General features: G+C 55.9%; 12 protein-coding genes and 2 tRNA genes. 7 read left to right on the top strand and 7 right to left on the bottom strand.

Annotated features, from left to right (window positions below):
• Positions 1-34: 34 nt before the first annotated feature.
• Positions 35-466: a universal stress protein gene (locus AC4OVS_RS08110; protein ID WP_023300514.1), complete on the bottom strand. Its 432-nt coding sequence runs from the start codon at positions 464-466 to the stop codon at positions 35-37.
• A 471-nt stretch (positions 467-937) separates the two neighbouring features.
• On the opposite strand from AC4OVS_RS08110, the gene AC4OVS_RS08105 reads away from it, so the two are divergent.
• From AC4OVS_RS08105 to AC4OVS_RS08095, 3 genes are read left to right on the top strand one after another with little or no spacing between them, the layout of a single operon-like run.
• Complete coding sequence (locus AC4OVS_RS08105; RefSeq protein WP_023300515.1) at positions 938-2023, top strand: efflux RND transporter periplasmic adaptor subunit; 1086 nt, start codon at positions 938-940, stop codon at positions 2021-2023.
• Positions 2023-5085, top strand: coding sequence for an efflux RND transporter permease subunit (locus AC4OVS_RS08100; protein ID WP_491922309.1), 3063 nt, complete (start codon positions 2023-2025; stop codon positions 5083-5085). The genes AC4OVS_RS08105 and AC4OVS_RS08100 overlap by 1 nt, the downstream gene beginning before the upstream one ends.
• Before the next feature lie 38 nt (positions 5086-5123).
• Positions 5124-6047 carry an acyltransferase gene (locus AC4OVS_RS08095; RefSeq protein ID WP_197092517.1) on the top strand — a complete coding sequence of 308 codons (924 nt, stop codon included), beginning with the start codon at positions 5124-5126 and terminating at the stop codon, positions 6045-6047.
• On the opposite strand, the gene pagP is transcribed toward AC4OVS_RS08095, so the two are convergent.
• On the bottom strand, positions 6044-6619 hold the full coding sequence (pagP, locus tag AC4OVS_RS08090; protein WP_491922755.1) for a lipid IV(A) palmitoyltransferase PagP: 576 nt from the start codon (positions 6617-6619) through the stop codon (positions 6044-6046). The two genes, AC4OVS_RS08095 and pagP, sit on opposite strands and share 4 nt — an antisense overlap.
• Before the next feature lie 256 nt (positions 6620-6875).
• Here pagP and shiA point away from each other — a divergent pair, with 256 nt between their 5' ends.
• The 3 genes from shiA (at position 6876) to AC4OVS_RS08075 (ending at position 11511) form a co-directional block, all read left to right on the top strand.
• On the top strand, positions 6876-8192 hold the full coding sequence (shiA, locus tag AC4OVS_RS08085) for a shikimate transporter (protein WP_491922308.1): 1317 nt from the start codon (positions 6876-6878) through the stop codon (positions 8190-8192).
• 76 nt (positions 8193-8268) lie between these two features.
• Complete coding sequence (locus tag AC4OVS_RS08080) at positions 8269-9723, top strand: AMP nucleosidase (RefSeq protein WP_022648595.1); 1455 nt, start codon at positions 8269-8271, stop codon at positions 9721-9723.
• 15 nt (positions 9724-9738) lie between these two features.
• On the top strand, positions 9739-11511 hold the full coding sequence (locus tag AC4OVS_RS08075) for an aminopeptidase P family protein (protein ID WP_276349358.1): 1773 nt from the start codon (positions 9739-9741) through the stop codon (positions 11509-11511).
• 142 nt (positions 11512-11653) lie between these two features.
• Here the strand turns inward: AC4OVS_RS08075 and AC4OVS_RS08070 are convergent.
• Both AC4OVS_RS08070 and emmdR read right to left on the bottom strand, forming a co-directional pair.
• A tRNA-Asn gene (locus AC4OVS_RS08070) sits at positions 11654-11729 on the bottom strand.
• A gap of 103 nt (positions 11730-11832) precedes the next feature.
• Positions 11833-13251: a multidrug efflux MATE transporter EmmdR gene (emmdR, locus tag AC4OVS_RS08065; protein WP_045623434.1), complete on the bottom strand. Its 1419-nt coding sequence runs from the start codon at positions 13249-13251 to the stop codon at positions 11833-11835.
• Between the two features lie 226 nt (positions 13252-13477).
• On the opposite strand from emmdR, the gene AC4OVS_RS08060 reads away from it, so the two are divergent.
• Positions 13478-13553 (top strand) — tRNA-Asn (locus AC4OVS_RS08060).
• A gap of 136 nt (positions 13554-13689) precedes the next feature.
• Here the strand turns inward: AC4OVS_RS08060 and AC4OVS_RS08055 are convergent.
• The 3 genes from AC4OVS_RS08055 to sbmC form a co-directional block, all read right to left on the bottom strand.
• The gene (locus tag AC4OVS_RS08055; protein WP_000450410.1) at positions 13690-14025 is read right to left on the bottom strand and encodes a DUF496 family protein; all 336 of its coding nucleotides are present in this window, start codon (positions 14023-14025) and stop codon (positions 13690-13692) included.
• A 147-nt stretch (positions 14026-14172) separates the two neighbouring features.
• Positions 14173-15231: an FUSC family protein gene (locus tag AC4OVS_RS08050; RefSeq protein WP_022648598.1), complete on the bottom strand. Its 1059-nt coding sequence runs from the start codon at positions 15229-15231 to the stop codon at positions 14173-14175.
• 91 nt (positions 15232-15322) lie between these two features.
• Positions 15323-15796 carry a DNA gyrase inhibitor SbmC gene (gene sbmC / locus AC4OVS_RS08045; protein ID WP_022648599.1) on the bottom strand — a complete coding sequence of 158 codons (474 nt, stop codon included), beginning with the start codon at positions 15794-15796 and terminating at the stop codon, positions 15323-15325.
• Positions 15797-15889: the final 93 nt, after the last annotated feature.

Genomic DNA, 15889 nt, shown 5'->3' with positions numbered 1-15889 from the left:
GGTTCTTTTCAGAAATCACCTTGCTTTCATGTCATTAACGAATAACGAAAACAGGAACATGTGCATAACGAACGATACTCGCCGCCTCTGACCCTAATAAATGGGTTTGAATATTGGGATTGCGCGACCCCACAATAATCGCGCCGACGTTAAGTTCATCCGCCAGTTTGATTACCTCATCACGTATATTCCCGCTGCGAACATGTAGATGGACATTTGCTTCCGGCAGGCTGATTTTTTTTACCAGCGCGGCCAGTTTTTCTTTAGCATTATTAATCATATATTCATCCATCTTTCTCGCGTCTGCAATAAAACCGCGGGTCAGTTCCGCCGAGAACTTTGGCATAACGTACAGCAGATGGACATTACCCGATGCGCTTTGCGCCAGGAATTGGGCATGCTGTAGCGCTTTATCAGACAACGCTGTTTCGTATACATCCACCGGCACCAGAATCGTTTTATACATATCAAGCATCCTTTTTATAACCAACACAACAGTGAGTGAATCAGGAGAGATCGCATCAAACCTATGGGTACAGGCGTGAATGCCTTTTACGGAAAAAGGAATGGATGCTATTAAACGTAGCACAGGAATATCAGGATGTTATTCAAAGGGGATACGCTATCGTATCGCTTGTTTCGCCTGAGTATGTCACGCCACTAATAATGGTTATTTAACATTTATTTATTCACCGACTATGCTCATAGTCAGACATGCAACATGTTCATTCTCATTATCCCGCGCCACCTTCAACCTCATGGAGGAATGCATGTACGGTTTGAGCCTGATTCGCCTTGGTTTGTTTATTGCGCTTGCCATTATCGCCAGCACAGCAATCGGTTTATTTACCTATGTGGTCGTCTCGGCCCTGGCGGAATAGCGCCACCCCAGCATTGATGACGAAATAAATAAAACAATTATTATCAGGGGAATACTGTGAAGCGCTACCTCTCTCTTCTGCCTGCTGTTTTATTGCTGCTGACGGCGTGCGACCCCAAACCCGACCGCGCCGCACCCCTGCCAAAAATGGTAAAAGTCACAGAGGTGGTCAAGGCCGGCAACGCGCAGCAGCGCGTATTTCCCGCGCGTATCGAATCCGGCGACGCCACCGATCTCGCGTTCAAACGTGCCGGGCAGATTGAGACTCTGGACATTCGCCAGGGTGCCGTTGTCAAACAGGGGCAACGGCTCGCCAGTCTTAACGATCGCGAAGCCCGGCAGCGTCTGAACGACAGACAAACGGCGGCGACCCTGGCTCAGCGGCAATTCGACCGCTTCCAGACCCTGGCAGGACGCCAGGCCGTGTCGAAGGCCGAGATGGATGTCCAGCGCGCAAACCGCGATTCTGCAAACGCCGCGCTACAGATTGCTCGCGAGGAATTAAGCCAGATGACGCTCGTCGCCCCCTTTAGCGGGACAGCGGCAAGCGTACATGTGCGAAATCATCAGGTCGTCTCAGCCGGCCAGCCCGTCGTCACCCTGACCCGTACCGACCTGCTGGACGTGGTGTTCAGCCTTCCAGAGAACCTGTTTAACACCTTCGATATCCGCAATGCGCAGTACAAACCGGTAGTGAGGATCAACGCCCTGCCCGGTCGCGAGTTTACCGCTGTGTACAAAGAGCACTCAGGCAGTAGCGACAGCAACACATTGACCTGGCAGGTGATTTTAACCATGCCCCGCCCGGATGATTTTCCCGTCGTGGGCGGCGTCAGCGGAACGGTCACCATCAATTTAACCAACCTACCGGCGGGCGTGGGCAGTGAGGCGCTGGTGGTGCCGGTTGAAGCGGTCTTTAACCCGGATAACCGCCCGCGCAATGAGCCACACGTCTGGGTGGTGACGGGCGAAGGCGATACGTTGCACCTGGAAGATCGTAAGGTCAGCGTCGGGCAAGTCAGCGCTGAGGGGGTCGTCATCGTCGGTGGGCTTAAGGCCGGTGAACGCGTGGTGGCCGCAGGCGTTGGGGAGTTACATCCCAACCAGCCGGTACGTATCTGGACGCGTGAACGGGGACTGTAATGGATATCTCTCGTCAGTTTATCAGCAACCCGGTTCGCGTCTGGCTGACTATTCTGCTGCTGGGCGTAGGTGGCATTATTGCCCTGTTGAACATCGGCAGACTGGAAGATCCGGCGTTTACCATCAAAACGGCGGTGGTAATCACTCATTATCCGGGCGCGTCGGCGCAGCAGGTTGAGGAAGAGGTCACCCTGCCGCTGGAAAACGCGCTTCAGCAGTTACCTTACCTGGATAACGTCAGCTCCATCTCCTCCAGCGGCCTGTCGCAGATCACGGTCAATATAGCCTCGCGCTACCACTCAAATGCGCTGCCGCAAATCTGGGATGAACTGCGTCGCCGGGTGGGAGATGCCGCCCGACAGTTTCCACCGGGGGTAGTGACCCCGTTTGTGAATGACGATTTTGGCGATGTGTTCGGCTTTTTCTTTGCCATTTCCGGCGATGAATTCAGCAATCCGGAACTGGTGCGGTATGCCGAGCAGCTGCGCCGGGAGTTGGTCCTCGTGCCGGGCGTGGGCAAAGTGGCCATCGGCGGAGCCCTCACCCAGCAGATTAACGTGGACATTTCTCTGAGCAAAATGGCCGCGCGCGGGATTACGCTTAACCAGCTTTCTGCCCAGCTCAGCAGGCTGAACGTGGTTTCCAGCGCGGGAGAGATCCCCTCCGGTACTGAGTCAATTCGTCTGCATCCTACCGGAGAATTCGAAAGTATTGACGAGCTAGCCGATCTCATAGTGACCCCGCCCGGCGTTGGGGCGGCTACCCGCTTACGGGATATTGCCACCCTGTCACGTGGGCTGGATGCGTCCCCTGCCAGCATCTACCATGCCAACGGCAGAAAAGCCGTCACCATGGGCGTCTCCTTTATCCCCGGCGTTAACGTGATCGACGTGGGACATGCCCTGGAGGCGAAGCTTGAGCAGATGTCAGCCGAGAAACCGGCAGGTATCCATATCGACCTGTTTTACGATCAGGCGGCGGAGGTCGGGCATTCCGTCAATGGATTTATCATTAATTTCCTGATGGCGCTGGCGATTGTCGTCGGTGTGTTGCTGATCTTTATGGGCTTACGCAGCGGGCTCATTATCGCCTTTTCCCTCGCGCTCAACGTGCTGGGCACGCTGCTGATCATGTATCTCTGGGGCATAGAACTACAGCGTATTTCACTGGGGGCGCTGATCATCGCCCTCAGTATGCTGGTCGATAACGCCATCGTGGTTGTCGAAGGGGTACTGATAGCCCGGCAGCAGGGCTCGCCCCTGCTTAACGCCATTAACGCTATTATTCGCCGCTCTGCGCTGCCGCTGCTGGGTGCGACGGTCATCGCCATCCTGGCTTTTGCGCCCGTCGGGCTGTCGCAGGACTCCACCGGCGAATACTGTAAGTCGCTGTTTCAGGTGTTGCTGATTTCACTGATGCTGAGCTGGTTCTCAGCCCTCACCATTACGCCGGTGCTGATTAAATGGTGGCTGTTTAAACATGACGCTGCACCGCCAGACGCCGACGAAACGGATCCCTACGACAAACGCATCTATCGGATCTACCGGGGTTTGCTCAATGCACTGTTACGGCGTAAAGCGCCAACGCTGATGGTGATGGCCGCACTGCTGGCTGCCGCCATCTGGGGCTTTGGCTCGGTGCGGCAGAACTTTTTCCCCTCATCCAGTACGCCAATTTTCTTTGTCGACCTCTGGCTCCCTTACGGGACCGACATTAACTGGACCGAGAAGATGACCGGTGATATCGAGAAAACCATTAACGGCCAGCCTGGCGTGGAAACTACGGTCTCGACGATTGGTCAGGGAAGTATGCGATTTATTTTGACCTACAGCGGACAGCGGCAGTACAGCAACTATGCACAAATCATGGTGAGAATGGACGACCAGCGTAACATCCCCGCCCTGACCCGCCACGTTGATGAGTACATTGCACGGAACTACCCGCAGGTTAACGCCAGCACGAAACGGGTGATGTTTGGCCCCTCCGGTGACAGCGCCATTGAAATACGTATTAAGGGCCCCGATCCGGACAGGCTGCGTCTGATCGCCAGCCAGGTAGACAACATTCTTACGCGCGATCCGGCGACGGACAGCGTCAGGAACGACTGGCAAAACCGCAGCAAAGTGATCCGCCCGCAGTACGTCACCGCGCTCGGACGTGAGCTTGGCGTGGATAAGCAAGACGTCGATAACGCCCTGGAGATGAATTTCTCCGGCAGCCGGGCGGGACTGTACAGAGAAGGAAGCGACCTGTTACCCGTGGTGGTGCGCCCGCCGGAAAGTGAACGGCTGGACGCCAATCACCTGAATAACGTCCTGGTATGGAGCCAGACCCGTCAGCAGTATATTCCGCTGAGCAACGTCGTCAGCGGCTTCGCGCTGGAGTGGGAAGATCCGCTGATCCTGCGTCGCGACCGCTCGCGCGTGCTGACCGTGCAGACCGACCCTGACCCGCTAAGCCAGCAAACGTCCGGCGATATTCTCGCCCGCGTGAAGCCGCAAATAGATGCCCTGCCTCTGCCCCATGGCTACAGCATTGAATGGGGCGGGGACGCGGAGAACTCCAGCGAAGCGCAGCAGGGGCTATTTACCACGCTGCCGCTCGGGTATCTGGTGATGTTTGTGATCACGGTGCTGATGTTCAGTTCGGTAAAAAACGCCGTCGCTATCTGGCTGACCGTGCCGCTGGCGCTGATCGGCGTTACGCCCGGTTTTTTACTTACCGGGATCCCCTTTGGCTTTATGGCACTGATTGGCCTGCTGAGCCTGAGCGGGATGCTGATCCGCAACGGCATTGTGCTGGTGGAAGAGATTGAGCAGCAGAAAGCGCAGCAGGATCAGCACACTGCGATCGTTTACGCCGCCACGTCGCGCCTGCGTCCCATCCTGCTCACCGCCTTTACGACCGTGCTTGGCCTCGCCCCCCTGCTGCTGGATGTGTTCTTCCAGAGCATGGCCGTTGTGATTATGTTTGGGCTTGGGTTTGCTACAATCCTGACGCTGCTGGTACTCCCCGTAATTTACGCGTGTTTTCATCGTAAGGACGAAGCTGAACAACAATGAATGCGACAGGGCTGAACATCATCAAGACGCTGGGCTGTATGACGGCGGTCACCTTCTTCACCATCTACAACACCTGGGACCATTACGATTATGACTATCACTGGATCCTCGGTTTTTTAACCTTCATTTCGACCATCGCCACGCCGTTGTTTTTTGTGGTTGCAGGGTATCTGGATGGGCAATCCCGACACGGCACGCGCTGGCAGCTGGATAAGATCAAAAGCCTGGTGATCGTCTTTCTGTTCTGGGTAACCATTTACTATCTGTGGGAGCCCTATCAGCGCGGATATCTGATCCAGCCCTGGTTCGTGTTCGCGTTTGTCGTGATTTACACTTTTCATCCGGCGGTGGAGTGGCTCAGCCAGCGGCGAACGCTGTTTTGCGGGGTGATTGCCACCCTGCTGCTTTTCTCATACGGGTACGATTTGCTGTCAGCCCTCTATCCTGATGTCCACGTGCTTTCATTGTCGCCGCAGTATCGCCTGTGGACGTGGCTGCTGTTTTATCTGACGGGGCAGCTCTTTTGCGATCCGCAGATTGCGGCGTGGATCGGCCGCAAAAATGTGGTCAGGGCAGCGGTGATTGCCATACCGTTTATTTATCTCTTCACGTGGTTTTACGAACGGCATTTCTTTTTTGCGCTATTTAAAGCGGACAGAAACGCCTTTATCCTCACCGGATCGCAAATCTACATCCTGATTATTGCCCTGGTGATTGCGGCCAACGGCGTACGTTTTCGCCGCAATGTGGAGTTTAAAGAGTCCGTGCTGGCCGCCATTAGCAAAACGATGACCGGGGTCTATATCATGCACTACTCGGTGTTTCACCTGCTGACGGCGCTCATTCCGGTAACGTCCCTGAGCACCAAACTTGCTCTGATTGTGCTCACCTTTGTTACGTCGGTCCTGTTTTCGCTGCTGATCCTGTCCAACGCAGTGGCCAAAAAAGTGATTACCCTTTAAAAGCCCAGGCGCAGCCAGGCAAACAGCACGTTGCCGTTGTTGTAGGTACCGGGAATATAGGTGAACTGGACGGTGACGCGCTTATATCCGGCAGAGAAAAGCGGGAAGATAAACGGCAGCGGGACATAGTTGGCAAAGTCGTCGCGCGCGGTGATCCCCGCGGCGGCCCCCAGCCCCAGACGGAAATCTTTTGCGTTATCCAGATACCAGCCCTTTTCCCAGCCGTAGCCCATCGCGGGCTGCCACTCGTTATGTGAATCTTTAAACATCATGGCAAAGAGTGCGCTCCAGTTGCCCTCGTCGTTGTAGCGAGAAACGCCCAGTCCGCCGCCCCACGGCATTTCGTTGTAGTTATCCGTTTTCTCTTTGTCATACATAAAGCGGGCATGCCAGCTCAGAAACGGCAGGTAGAGATCGTAACGATCCGGCTGTTCCCAGGTCTGGGAAATATCGTCTGTTACCGCATCCCACCAGCGGTGGATGCGCTGTTCGCCGTAGACTTTTGGCTCCGCATGCAGCGGCGAAGACACCAAAAACAGGACTACCCAGAGTGCAGGAAAGAGGCGTTGCATCATTATTCCCTCAGCTTACGTCACACAGCGATCATTATTACTGTAAACCATTCAGCCCTAACCGGAGCCAAACAGGCTGATTTATATTGGGACCCGATAAGATGAAATTTATTGATTCTGCGCTTTCAGGAAAGATAAAAACGTTTTCTCAGGCCGTCTGTCGCGGTAGTCTCATACGTTCCGTCAATATGACGGCTGCAACGTGAGTGACCTTTTCTTATACCAATAATTAAAAATCAGTACAGACAGGACAACTATGGACTCCACCCTCATCTCCGCTCGCCGCAACGAGGAGACACCTTCGCTTAACCGCGCCCGCCGCGCCGCTTTAGGTAGCTTCGCAGGCGCCGTCGTCGACTGGTATGACTTTCTGCTCTACGGTATTACCGCTGCGCTGGTCTTTAACCGTGAATTCTTTCCTCAGATCAGCCCCGCCATGGGCACGCTTGCTGCGTTTGCCACCTTCGGCGTCGGTTTTCTGTTTCGTCCGCTGGGCGGGATAATTTTCGGCCACTTCGGCGATCGCCTTGGCCGTAAGCGCATGCTGATGCTCACCGTCTGGATGATGGGCATTGCCACCGCGCTGATCGGTATTTTGCCCTCCTTTGCATCGATTGGCTGGTGGGCCCCGGTGTTGCTGGTGACGCTTCGCGCCATTCAGGGCTTTGCCGTCGGCGGTGAATGGGGCGGCGCGGCACTGCTGTCCGTGGAAAGCGCGCCGAAGAACAAGAAAGCGTTCTACAGCAGCGGCGTGCAGGTAGGTTATGGCGTGGGTCTGCTGCTCTCCACGGGCCTGGTGTCGCTCATTAGCCAGCTCACGACAGACGAGCAGTTCCTGAGCTGGGGCTGGCGTATTCCGTTTATCTTCAGCATTGTGCTGGTCGTGGTGGCCCTGTGGATCCGTAACGGCATGGAAGAGTCGGCTGAGTTTGAGCGGCAGCAACGCGAAAAACCGGTCGCGAAAAAACGGCTGCCGGTGATGGAAGCGCTGGTGCAGCACCCTGGCGCTTTTCTGAAAATTATCGCCCTGCGCCTGTGCGAACTGCTGACGATGTATATCGTCACCGCCTTCGCCCTCAACTACTCCACGCAAAACCTCGGTCTGCCGCGGGAATTGTTCCTGAACATTGGCCTGGTGGTGGGCGGGATCAGCTGCCTGACCATCCCCTGCTTCGCCTGGCTGGCGGATCGCTTTGGCCGTCGACGGGTATACATCACGGGCGCGCTCACCGGCACACTCAGCGCCTGGCCGTTCTTTATGGCGCTGGAGGCACAGTCGGTCTTCTGGATTGTCTTCTTCGCGATCATGCTTGCGAACATCGCTCACGATATGGTGGTCTGCGTGCAGCAGCCGATGTTTACCGAGCTGTTTGGCGCAAGCTACCGCTACAGCGGCGCGGGCGTGGGATATCAGGTGGCGAGCGTGGTCGGCGGCGGGTTTACGCCGTTTATCGCCGCCGCGCTGGTGACGTTCTCCGGCGGGAACTGGCATAGCGTGGCGATTTATCTGCTGGCAGGTTGCCTGCTTTCTGCTGCCACCGCCCTGTTGATGAAGGAAACCGCGCACAGCTGATCTCCTCACTTTTGTTTCACAGGCGTGTGACATACTATCGGGTATAGCCGCACACCTGTGGAACAAGGAGACAGACATGAATAATAAGGGCTCCAGCCTGACCCCGGCTCAGGCGCTGGAAAAACTCGACGCGCTGTATGAACAGTCCGTCAATGCACTGCGCAGCGCCATCAGTGACTATATCGAAACAGGGAAACTTCCCGATGAAAAGGCCAGAACCCAGGGCCTTTTTGTTTATCCATCGCTCTCTGTCACCTGGGACGGCAGCGCCAGCAGCAATCCGAAAACCCGCGCCTATGCGCGTTTCACCCACTCCGGCTGTTACAGCACGACCATCACGCGTCCTGCGCTGTTCCGCCCCTACCTGGAAGAGCAGCTTACCCTGCTGTATCAGGATTACGGCGCGCATATCAGCGTTGAACCGTCCCTGCACGAGATCCCCTACCCGTACGTGATAGACGGCTCAGCGCTGACGCTGGATCGCTCCATGAGCGCGGGGCTGACCCGCCATTTCCCGACCACTGAGCTGTCGCAGATTGGCGATGAGACGGCGGACGGGATCTATCACCCGGCAGAGTTTTCACCGCTGTCGCACTTTGATGCCCGCCGTGTCGATTTTTCGCTGGCACGCCTGCGCCACTACACCGGCACCCCAGCCGAACATTTCCAGCCGTTCGTACTGTTTACCAACTACACCCGCTATGTAGACGAATTTGTCCGCTGGGGCTGTAGCCAGATCCTTGACCCGGACAGCCCTTACATCGCTCTCTCCTGCGCGGGCGGGATCTGGATCACCGCCGAAACCGAAGCACCGGAAGAGGCCATCTCCGACCTGGCGTGGAAAAAGCACCAGATGCCCGCCTGGCACCTGGTCACCGCCGACGGTCAGGGCATTACGTTGATTAACATCGGCGTTGGCCCGTCGAATGCAAAAACCATCTGCGACCATCTGGCGGTTCTGCGCCCGGACGTCTGGCTGATGATCGGCCACTGCGGCGGCCTGCGTGAAAGCCAGCTGATTGGTGATTATGTCCTCGCCCACGCTTATCTGCGTGACGACCATGTCCTTGACGCGGTTCTGCCGCCGGACATTCCTATCCCGAGTATTGCGGAAGTACAGCGCGCCCTGTACGACGCCACCAAAGAGGTGAGCGGCATGCCGGGTGAAGAGGTGAAGCAGCGCCTGCGTACCGGTACGGTCGTCACCACCGACGATCGTAACTGGGAGCTTCGCTATTCCGCCTCCGCTCTGCGTTTCAATCTCAGCCGTGCGGTCGCGATCGATATGGAAAGCGCCACCATTGCCGCGCAGGGCTACCGCTTCCGCGTCCCGTACGGCACGCTGCTGTGCGTGTCCGATAAACCGCTGCACGGCGAGATCAAACTGCCGGGTCAGGCGAACCGTTTCTACGAAGGGGCGATCTCAGAGCACCTTCAGATTGGAATTCGCGCCATCGATTTACTGCGTGCAGAGGGCGACAAACTGCATTCCCGCAAGCTGCGCACCTTCAATGAGCCACCGTTTAGGTGATACTAAGGACACAATATGCACACCACATCACCGCTTACGGCCCTGCGCCAGTGGCTACAGGACAATCAGCTCGACGGGATGATTGTGCCGCGCGCCGATGCCTGGCAGAGCGAATCTTGCGCACCGTATGATGCAAAGCTGGCCTGGCTGACGGGCTTTGACGGCTCGGCGGGGCTTGCGCTGGTACTGAAAGACAGAGCGCTGCTGTTTGTTGACGGACGCTATCAGGTTCAGGCCCGCGTACAGGTCAATCTCGACGAGGTGGAGATCCACCATCTGCACAACGAGCCGCTGGCCGAGTGGCTGGCGAAAAACGTTGCGGCCGGCACGCGCATCGGCTTTGATACGCTGCTGATGACCAATGCAGAGTTTACGCGGCTCTCGGCCACGCCGTGCGAACTGGTACCGCTCGCGCGCTCTCCGTTCGATACCCTCTGGGTTGACCGCCCTGCCGCCCCCGCAGGGCTTATCCGCGAGATGCCTGTAGACATCAGCGGCGAAAGCAGCGCCGCCAAACGCCAGCGCGCCGCCGCCGTGCTGGCAGAGCACCGCGCGGATTATCTGGCCGTTACCCTGCCGGACAATATCGCCTGGCTGCTGAACGTGCGGGGCTCAGATATCCCCTTTTGCCCGGTGCCTCTGTCGTTTGCCCTGCTGAGCCGCGAGGGTGCGGTGGAATGGTTTGTGGATGACAGCAAGCTGAATGCGCTGCCGGATGCCGTGCGGAACGCCTTCACGATTGCGCCTCAGGAAGCCTTTATCCCGCGCTGTAGGCAGCTTGCGCAGGGTAAGCGGGTCATGATCGATCCCGATTCCGCACCGGTGGCGTTACGCTTTGCGGTTGAACCTCAGGGGGAAATTATCTGGCAGACCGACCCGATCACCCTGATGAAAGCTACGAAAAACCCGGTGGAGCTGGCGGGCTATCGTGAATGTCATCACCAGGACGGTGCGGCATGGGTGAATTTCCTGGCCTGGCTGAGCCGGGAAGTTCCTCAGCGGGCCGCGTCGGGAATGCCGCTGACCGAGCTTGACGTGCAGGCGAAACAGCTTGCGTTCCGCCTGCAACAGCCTGGCTTTGTCGAGCCGAGTTTCGCCACCATTTCCGCTTCCGCGAGTAACGCGGCGATGTGCCATTACCACTCAAGCGAGGCCAGCAACAAGCCCATCGGCCACGACCACTTTTACCTGAATGATTCCGGGGGGCAGTACCGCAACGGCACCACGGACGCGACGCGTACCCTGGCCTGGGGAAAGGTCGATCCACAGCAGCGTTTGCACTACACCGCAGTGCTTAAAGGCTTCCTGTCGCTGATTACCCTTCAGTTCCCGTCCGGCACTCAGGGGCACCAGCTGGATGCCTTTGCGCGCCGTCCGCTGTGGGAGTTGGGACTGGATTACGACCACGGCACCGGGCATGGCGTAGGGCATCAGCTTCTGATCCACGAGAACCCGCACCGTTTTGCGCAAAAGGTCAACCCGTGGCCGCTGGTGGCGGGCAATATTATGACCATTGAGCCGGGTTACTACCTGGGCGATAGCCACGGTATTCGCATTGAAAACCAGGTGGAGATTGTCGAAAGCCGTCCGGGATTTTGTAAGTTTGCCTCGCTGACGCTGATCCCAATCGATTTAAGCCAGGTGGAGCTGCATCTGTTGAGCGAGTCAGAAAAACAGTGGCTGGATGAGTACCACCAGCAGGTACGAGAGGCGCTTTCACCCCGGGTGGACAGCGATGCGCGGCCGTGGCTGGTGGAGGCAACGGCGCCAATACGTGTGAACCGGTAGTGCGGCTTTTGCCGGGTGGTGGCTTCGCCTTACCCGGCCTACGATTCGATGTTTTTGTAGGTCGGGTAAGCGGAGCGCCACCCGACAATTTTACTGAACGCAGAAAAGCAAAAAGCCTGCTTAAAAGCAGGCTTTTCAAATTTGGCTCCTCTGACTGGACTCGAACCAGTGACATACGGATTAACAGTCCGCCGTTCTACCGACTGAACTACAGAGGAATCGTGTGAACGGGGCGCATATTATCGATGCGCCCTGAGGATGTCAAAGGGTGAATGCAGATTTTCAATCGTTTGCCGATTTATTCTCCACTTCGCACATTTGTCAGGCACTTGCCGTTTCCGAAACCTCCTGCTCCGGTTTTTTTCGCGGATATTTCCACAGCCAGCGTCCGCTCACCATGCGCCAGTAGAACAGCGCCCCGCGCACGGCCCAGTCAAGGAACATCCCCAGCCAGACGCCGACAACGCCCATACCTAACATTACCCCCAGCGTGTAGCCCGCCACGACGCGGCAGCCCCACATGCCGAGCATGGAGACCCACATCGCAAACCGGGCATCGCGCGCGCCTTTCAGCCCGGCAGGAAGTACCCAGGACGCGGCCCAAATTGGCATAAACGCCGCGTTGAGCCAAATCAGCACCTTCACGACCTCTTTCACGTCATTTTCGTGCGTATAGAACGAGGCCATCAGCCCGGCTAAAGGCGCAGTTCCCCACGCAATCGCCGTCAGTCCAATGGTTGAAAGCCAGAAGACATGCCGAAGCTGCCGTTCCGCCTGCCCTATCTGCCCCTTTCCGAGGCGTCTGCCGGTGATGATCGTCGACGCCGATCCCAGTGCGTTTCCGGGCAGGTTAATGAGCGAGGCGATGGAGAAGGCAATAAAGTTGCCGGCGATGACGTCTGTTCCCATCCCGGCAACAAACATCTGCGTCAGCAGTTTCCCACCGTTAAACAACACGGATTCGATGCTGGCCGGAATACCGATCCCCATCACTTCCCAGATAATGGCGAAGTTAAGCGGACGGAAATAGCTTTTAAGCGTCAAGCGCAGCGATGGCGTAATTCCCGCCATCAGCACGCCGATTATCGCCGCCGCACCAATATAGCGGGAAATGGTCAGCCCTAATCCCGCGCCGACAAAGCCCAGCCCCTCCCAGGAAAAGACGCCGTAAATCAAAACGCTGCTGATAATGATGTTCAGGATGTTCATGCCGCCGTTTATTAACAGCGGAATTTTGGTATTCCCTGCGCCACGAAGCGCACCGCTACCAATCAGCGCGATGGCAGCCGCCGGATAGCTCAGCACCGTCATTTCCAGATAGGTGAGCGCCAGATCCTTCACTTCACTTGTCGCTTCACCCGCGACGATGTCGATAATTTCTTTGCCGTAATAATGGATAACCGCCGCCAGGATGATCGAAAAGAGGGTCATGATCATCAGCGACTGTCTGGCCGCCTCCCGGGCGCGTTTTGGATCAAGTTTCCCAAGACTAAACGCCACCACTACCGTTGTACCGAGATCGATAGCGGCAAAGAAGGACATCACAACCATGTTGAAACTGTCCGCCAGCCCTACCCCGGCCATGGCTTCTTTACCGAGCCAGCTCACCAGGAAGGTGCTTAACACCCCCATCAACAGGACGCAGGTATTCTCCAGGAAAATAGGCACAGCAAGGGGGGTGATTTCACGCCAGAACAGAACTCGATAACTCTTACGTTTTGCATACCAGGGCGTGCGCATAATCGCCTGGCGCAGGGGTGCGGTGACGTTCAAAATGGGCCTTAACGAGAAAGTTGAAACTCCATTTCAAATGATGGGGCAGAAATGCGTATCCTGCAAAGTATTTTCCATAAAATTATGTTTGGATTTACAACAAAATGACGACAGAATCATCAAACAATCACTTTTGCCTGAGATCAGGTTTGACAAAAGTTTTTTCGCCGCTAAGATAAGCCTCCACAACGATTCCTCTGTAGTTCAGTCGGTAGAACGGCGGACTGTTAATCCGTATGTCACTGGTTCGAGTCCAGTCAGAGGAGCCAAATTTAAAAAGCCTGCTTTTAGAGCAGGCTTTTTGCTTTTCTGCACCATGTAAATTGTCGGGTGGCGCTACGCTTACCCGACCTAGGGTCCTGTAGGCCCGGTAAGCGCAGCGCCACCGGGCAACAGAGTATGCGATTACTCGCCTTTAGCGTCGACGTTTTTGATTTCGCCCATCACTTTCAGCTTTTTGGAAATGTCGCGACGCTCTTTGGACAGCTCAGCGTTTTTGATGATGTAGTCATCAACGCGATCTTCATAATCGCTCTTCATGCTGGCGATGATGCCCTGAATGGCTTCAACGCTCATACCTGGCTTGATGTAGTCGCTCAGGTTGTCCAGCAGCAGGACACGTTTCTGGTTGTCACGGATCTTCTTCTCTACGTCCTGGATTTCGCGCTGTAGCTTGTTTTTGCGGCGGAACAGGCGGACGAACTCCAGAACATCCTGGAACGAAGGCTTGGTAGTTTCCATTTTTACACCCCTGATAATGTGAGATTCGGATTCGTTAAAGCAACCGTTTTAACAGACAGCGGCTGCGAATGACAATGAGTATATCGTTTAAAACCATCATAACCCTAATTGTTGCTGAATCGAAGCAGCAGGCATCACATACGCTTTTTATTTGCGCAGTGCCCGGCAAATCAGCTGCGATAACAACTCCAGCTGTCGCGCCAGCTCCATACTCAGCCAGACATAGCCGTGGATGGGCGTTTCCGACACATTGTCGCCCTGACGCTCATTCATCAGCTGTTTGAGCTCGATGACGATGTCATTCAGCCGCTCGCTGTTCGCCCGTATCGGCTGTGGGTTACCTTCGTAAAGTGCATGAGCGATGGTCAGCAGGGTTTGCTGCGTCATCTGCTGCGTCTCTTTCAGCGTATGCGCGTTGAGCATCAGAAGATGGCTGGGGCGTGAGGCCCAGTGGGCATTGATTTGCAGTTCAAGCATACAGACCAGATTACGGCTGACCGTTTGAATGGCTTCAAAAATGGCTTTCTGGATATGCGTCTCTTTGCTTGCCGGGGTAATTAACCCGCGCATTTTGACCACATCATTAAGGATTTTTTGCAGGTGCTTTTCCAGCCGCGGACGCTCAATCAGATTCGGCGAAAACCCGGCCTGGTAAACCCGGTTAAATGCCGTGACGTAGTTTGCCATCTGAATGCGCCAGTGCAGGAAGGCGCGCTGCGGCCAGATGCCGGTAAACAGCATGGCGAGCAACGAGCCGAGGATCACGTCCCCGCTTCGCCACAATGCGGTGGTCATATCGCCCGCCGGTGCGCCGACCACTACCGCGAGCGTAATGCCAATCAGCAGCGCCTGATACGGTTTCTTGCCGAGGGCCAGCCATCCGCAAAGAAACATCGCCACCGCGCACCACAGCAACATGAACGGAAATGAAATTAGCTCCAGCTTCAGGGCGATAAGCCCAAGCGCCGAGCCTAAAACGGTACCGCCTATGCGTTCGAAAGCGCGAGGGACCACGTTCCCCCAGAATGAGATCGGCCCCATCACCACCACCAGCGTGATCAGCGGCCACGTTCCTTCCGGGATATCCAGCAAACGAACCAGTACGAAGGTCAGCACAAACGCCAGCGCAATGCGGCAACCGTGCACCACGCGATAATGTTTGTATAACCGAATTTCAAAAGGGGTTAATGACTTGTCGGGGCGCACACCCGTCTCCAGCTCTACGGCAAACCACAATTGTACTGTGTTTTCAGCCGGGTGGATCGCGCCCGGCTGAAAAACCCTGCGTTTCGCAGGATTATCCCACTTTGTGCTCTACCGGTACAAACATCTCAATATCCCAGTAGCCGTCAGCATTGCCATCGTTCAGATAGCGTTCGAAGCAGGGTTTTGGCGCAATCTGGAATTTGCTGTCTTCCAGCAGGGAGTTGAAGAACTGATACCACGGGGTGGCGAAATCATGATTTTCGACGCGCGCGGCGGCAATAGCATACTCTCCGGCAGCAATTTCGGTCAGCATTACCCCTTCGCTGTTATCAGGGATAGTGAAATCGTCCGCTACCGTTACGGCGGTAACGCAGCGAAGCTTTTCTGCCGGCACGTCATCCGGATTGTCATAATAAACGGCCACCCACTCCTGCGGCTGAATATGACGTCCATCTACCCACATAACCAGCTGTTCAAATCCCTGCTTGACCGTCTTTTCCCACGGCCCCACGAGATGAAAGCCAGCGATCGTACGTTTCTGTTGCTGCCTGATGCTGTAGTCCATGCTGCCTCCGTTTATTACTGTATATATATACACTATAAAGCAGAATCGAGATTATCGGCAAACCAGGAGTGTTTATTATGTGAGCAGACTCGC

This window comes from Enterobacter sp. 4974935 (assembly GCF_058661735.1).
Note: the sequence above shows the minus strand (reverse complement) of the source record. Positions and strands in the feature narration are given on the sequence as shown.

Bases quoted from the DNA above. Each gene is read 5' to 3' on its own strand.
- AC4OVS_RS08110 (WP_023300514.1), bottom strand. From the start codon at position 466: ATGTATAAAACGATTCTGGTGCCGGTGGATGTATACGAAACAGCGTTG.
- AC4OVS_RS08100 (WP_491922309.1), top strand. From the start codon at position 2,023: ATGGATATCTCTCGTCAGTTTATCAGCAACCCGGTTCGCGTCTGGCTG.
- AC4OVS_RS08095 (WP_197092517.1), top strand. From the start codon at position 5,124: ATGACGGCGGTCACCTTCTTCACCATCTACAACACCTGGGACCATTAC.
- pagP (WP_491922755.1), bottom strand. From the start codon at position 6,619: ATGCAACGCCTCTTTCCTGCACTCTGGGTAGTCCTGTTTTTGGTGTCT.
- shiA (WP_491922308.1), top strand. From the start codon at position 6,876: ATGGACTCCACCCTCATCTCCGCTCGCCGCAACGAGGAGACACCTTCG.
- AC4OVS_RS08080 (WP_022648595.1), top strand. From the start codon at position 8,269: ATGAATAATAAGGGCTCCAGCCTGACCCCGGCTCAGGCGCTGGAAAAA.
- AC4OVS_RS08075 (WP_276349358.1), top strand. From the start codon at position 9,739: ATGCACACCACATCACCGCTTACGGCCCTGCGCCAGTGGCTACAGGAC.
- emmdR (WP_045623434.1), bottom strand. From the start codon at position 13,251: ATGCGCACGCCCTGGTATGCAAAACGTAAGAGTTATCGAGTTCTGTTC.
- AC4OVS_RS08055 (WP_000450410.1), bottom strand. From the start codon at position 14,025: ATGGAAACTACCAAGCCTTCGTTCCAGGATGTTCTGGAGTTCGTCCGC.
- sbmC (WP_022648599.1), bottom strand. From the start codon at position 15,796: ATGGACTACAGCATCAGGCAGCAACAGAAACGTACGATCGCTGGCTTT.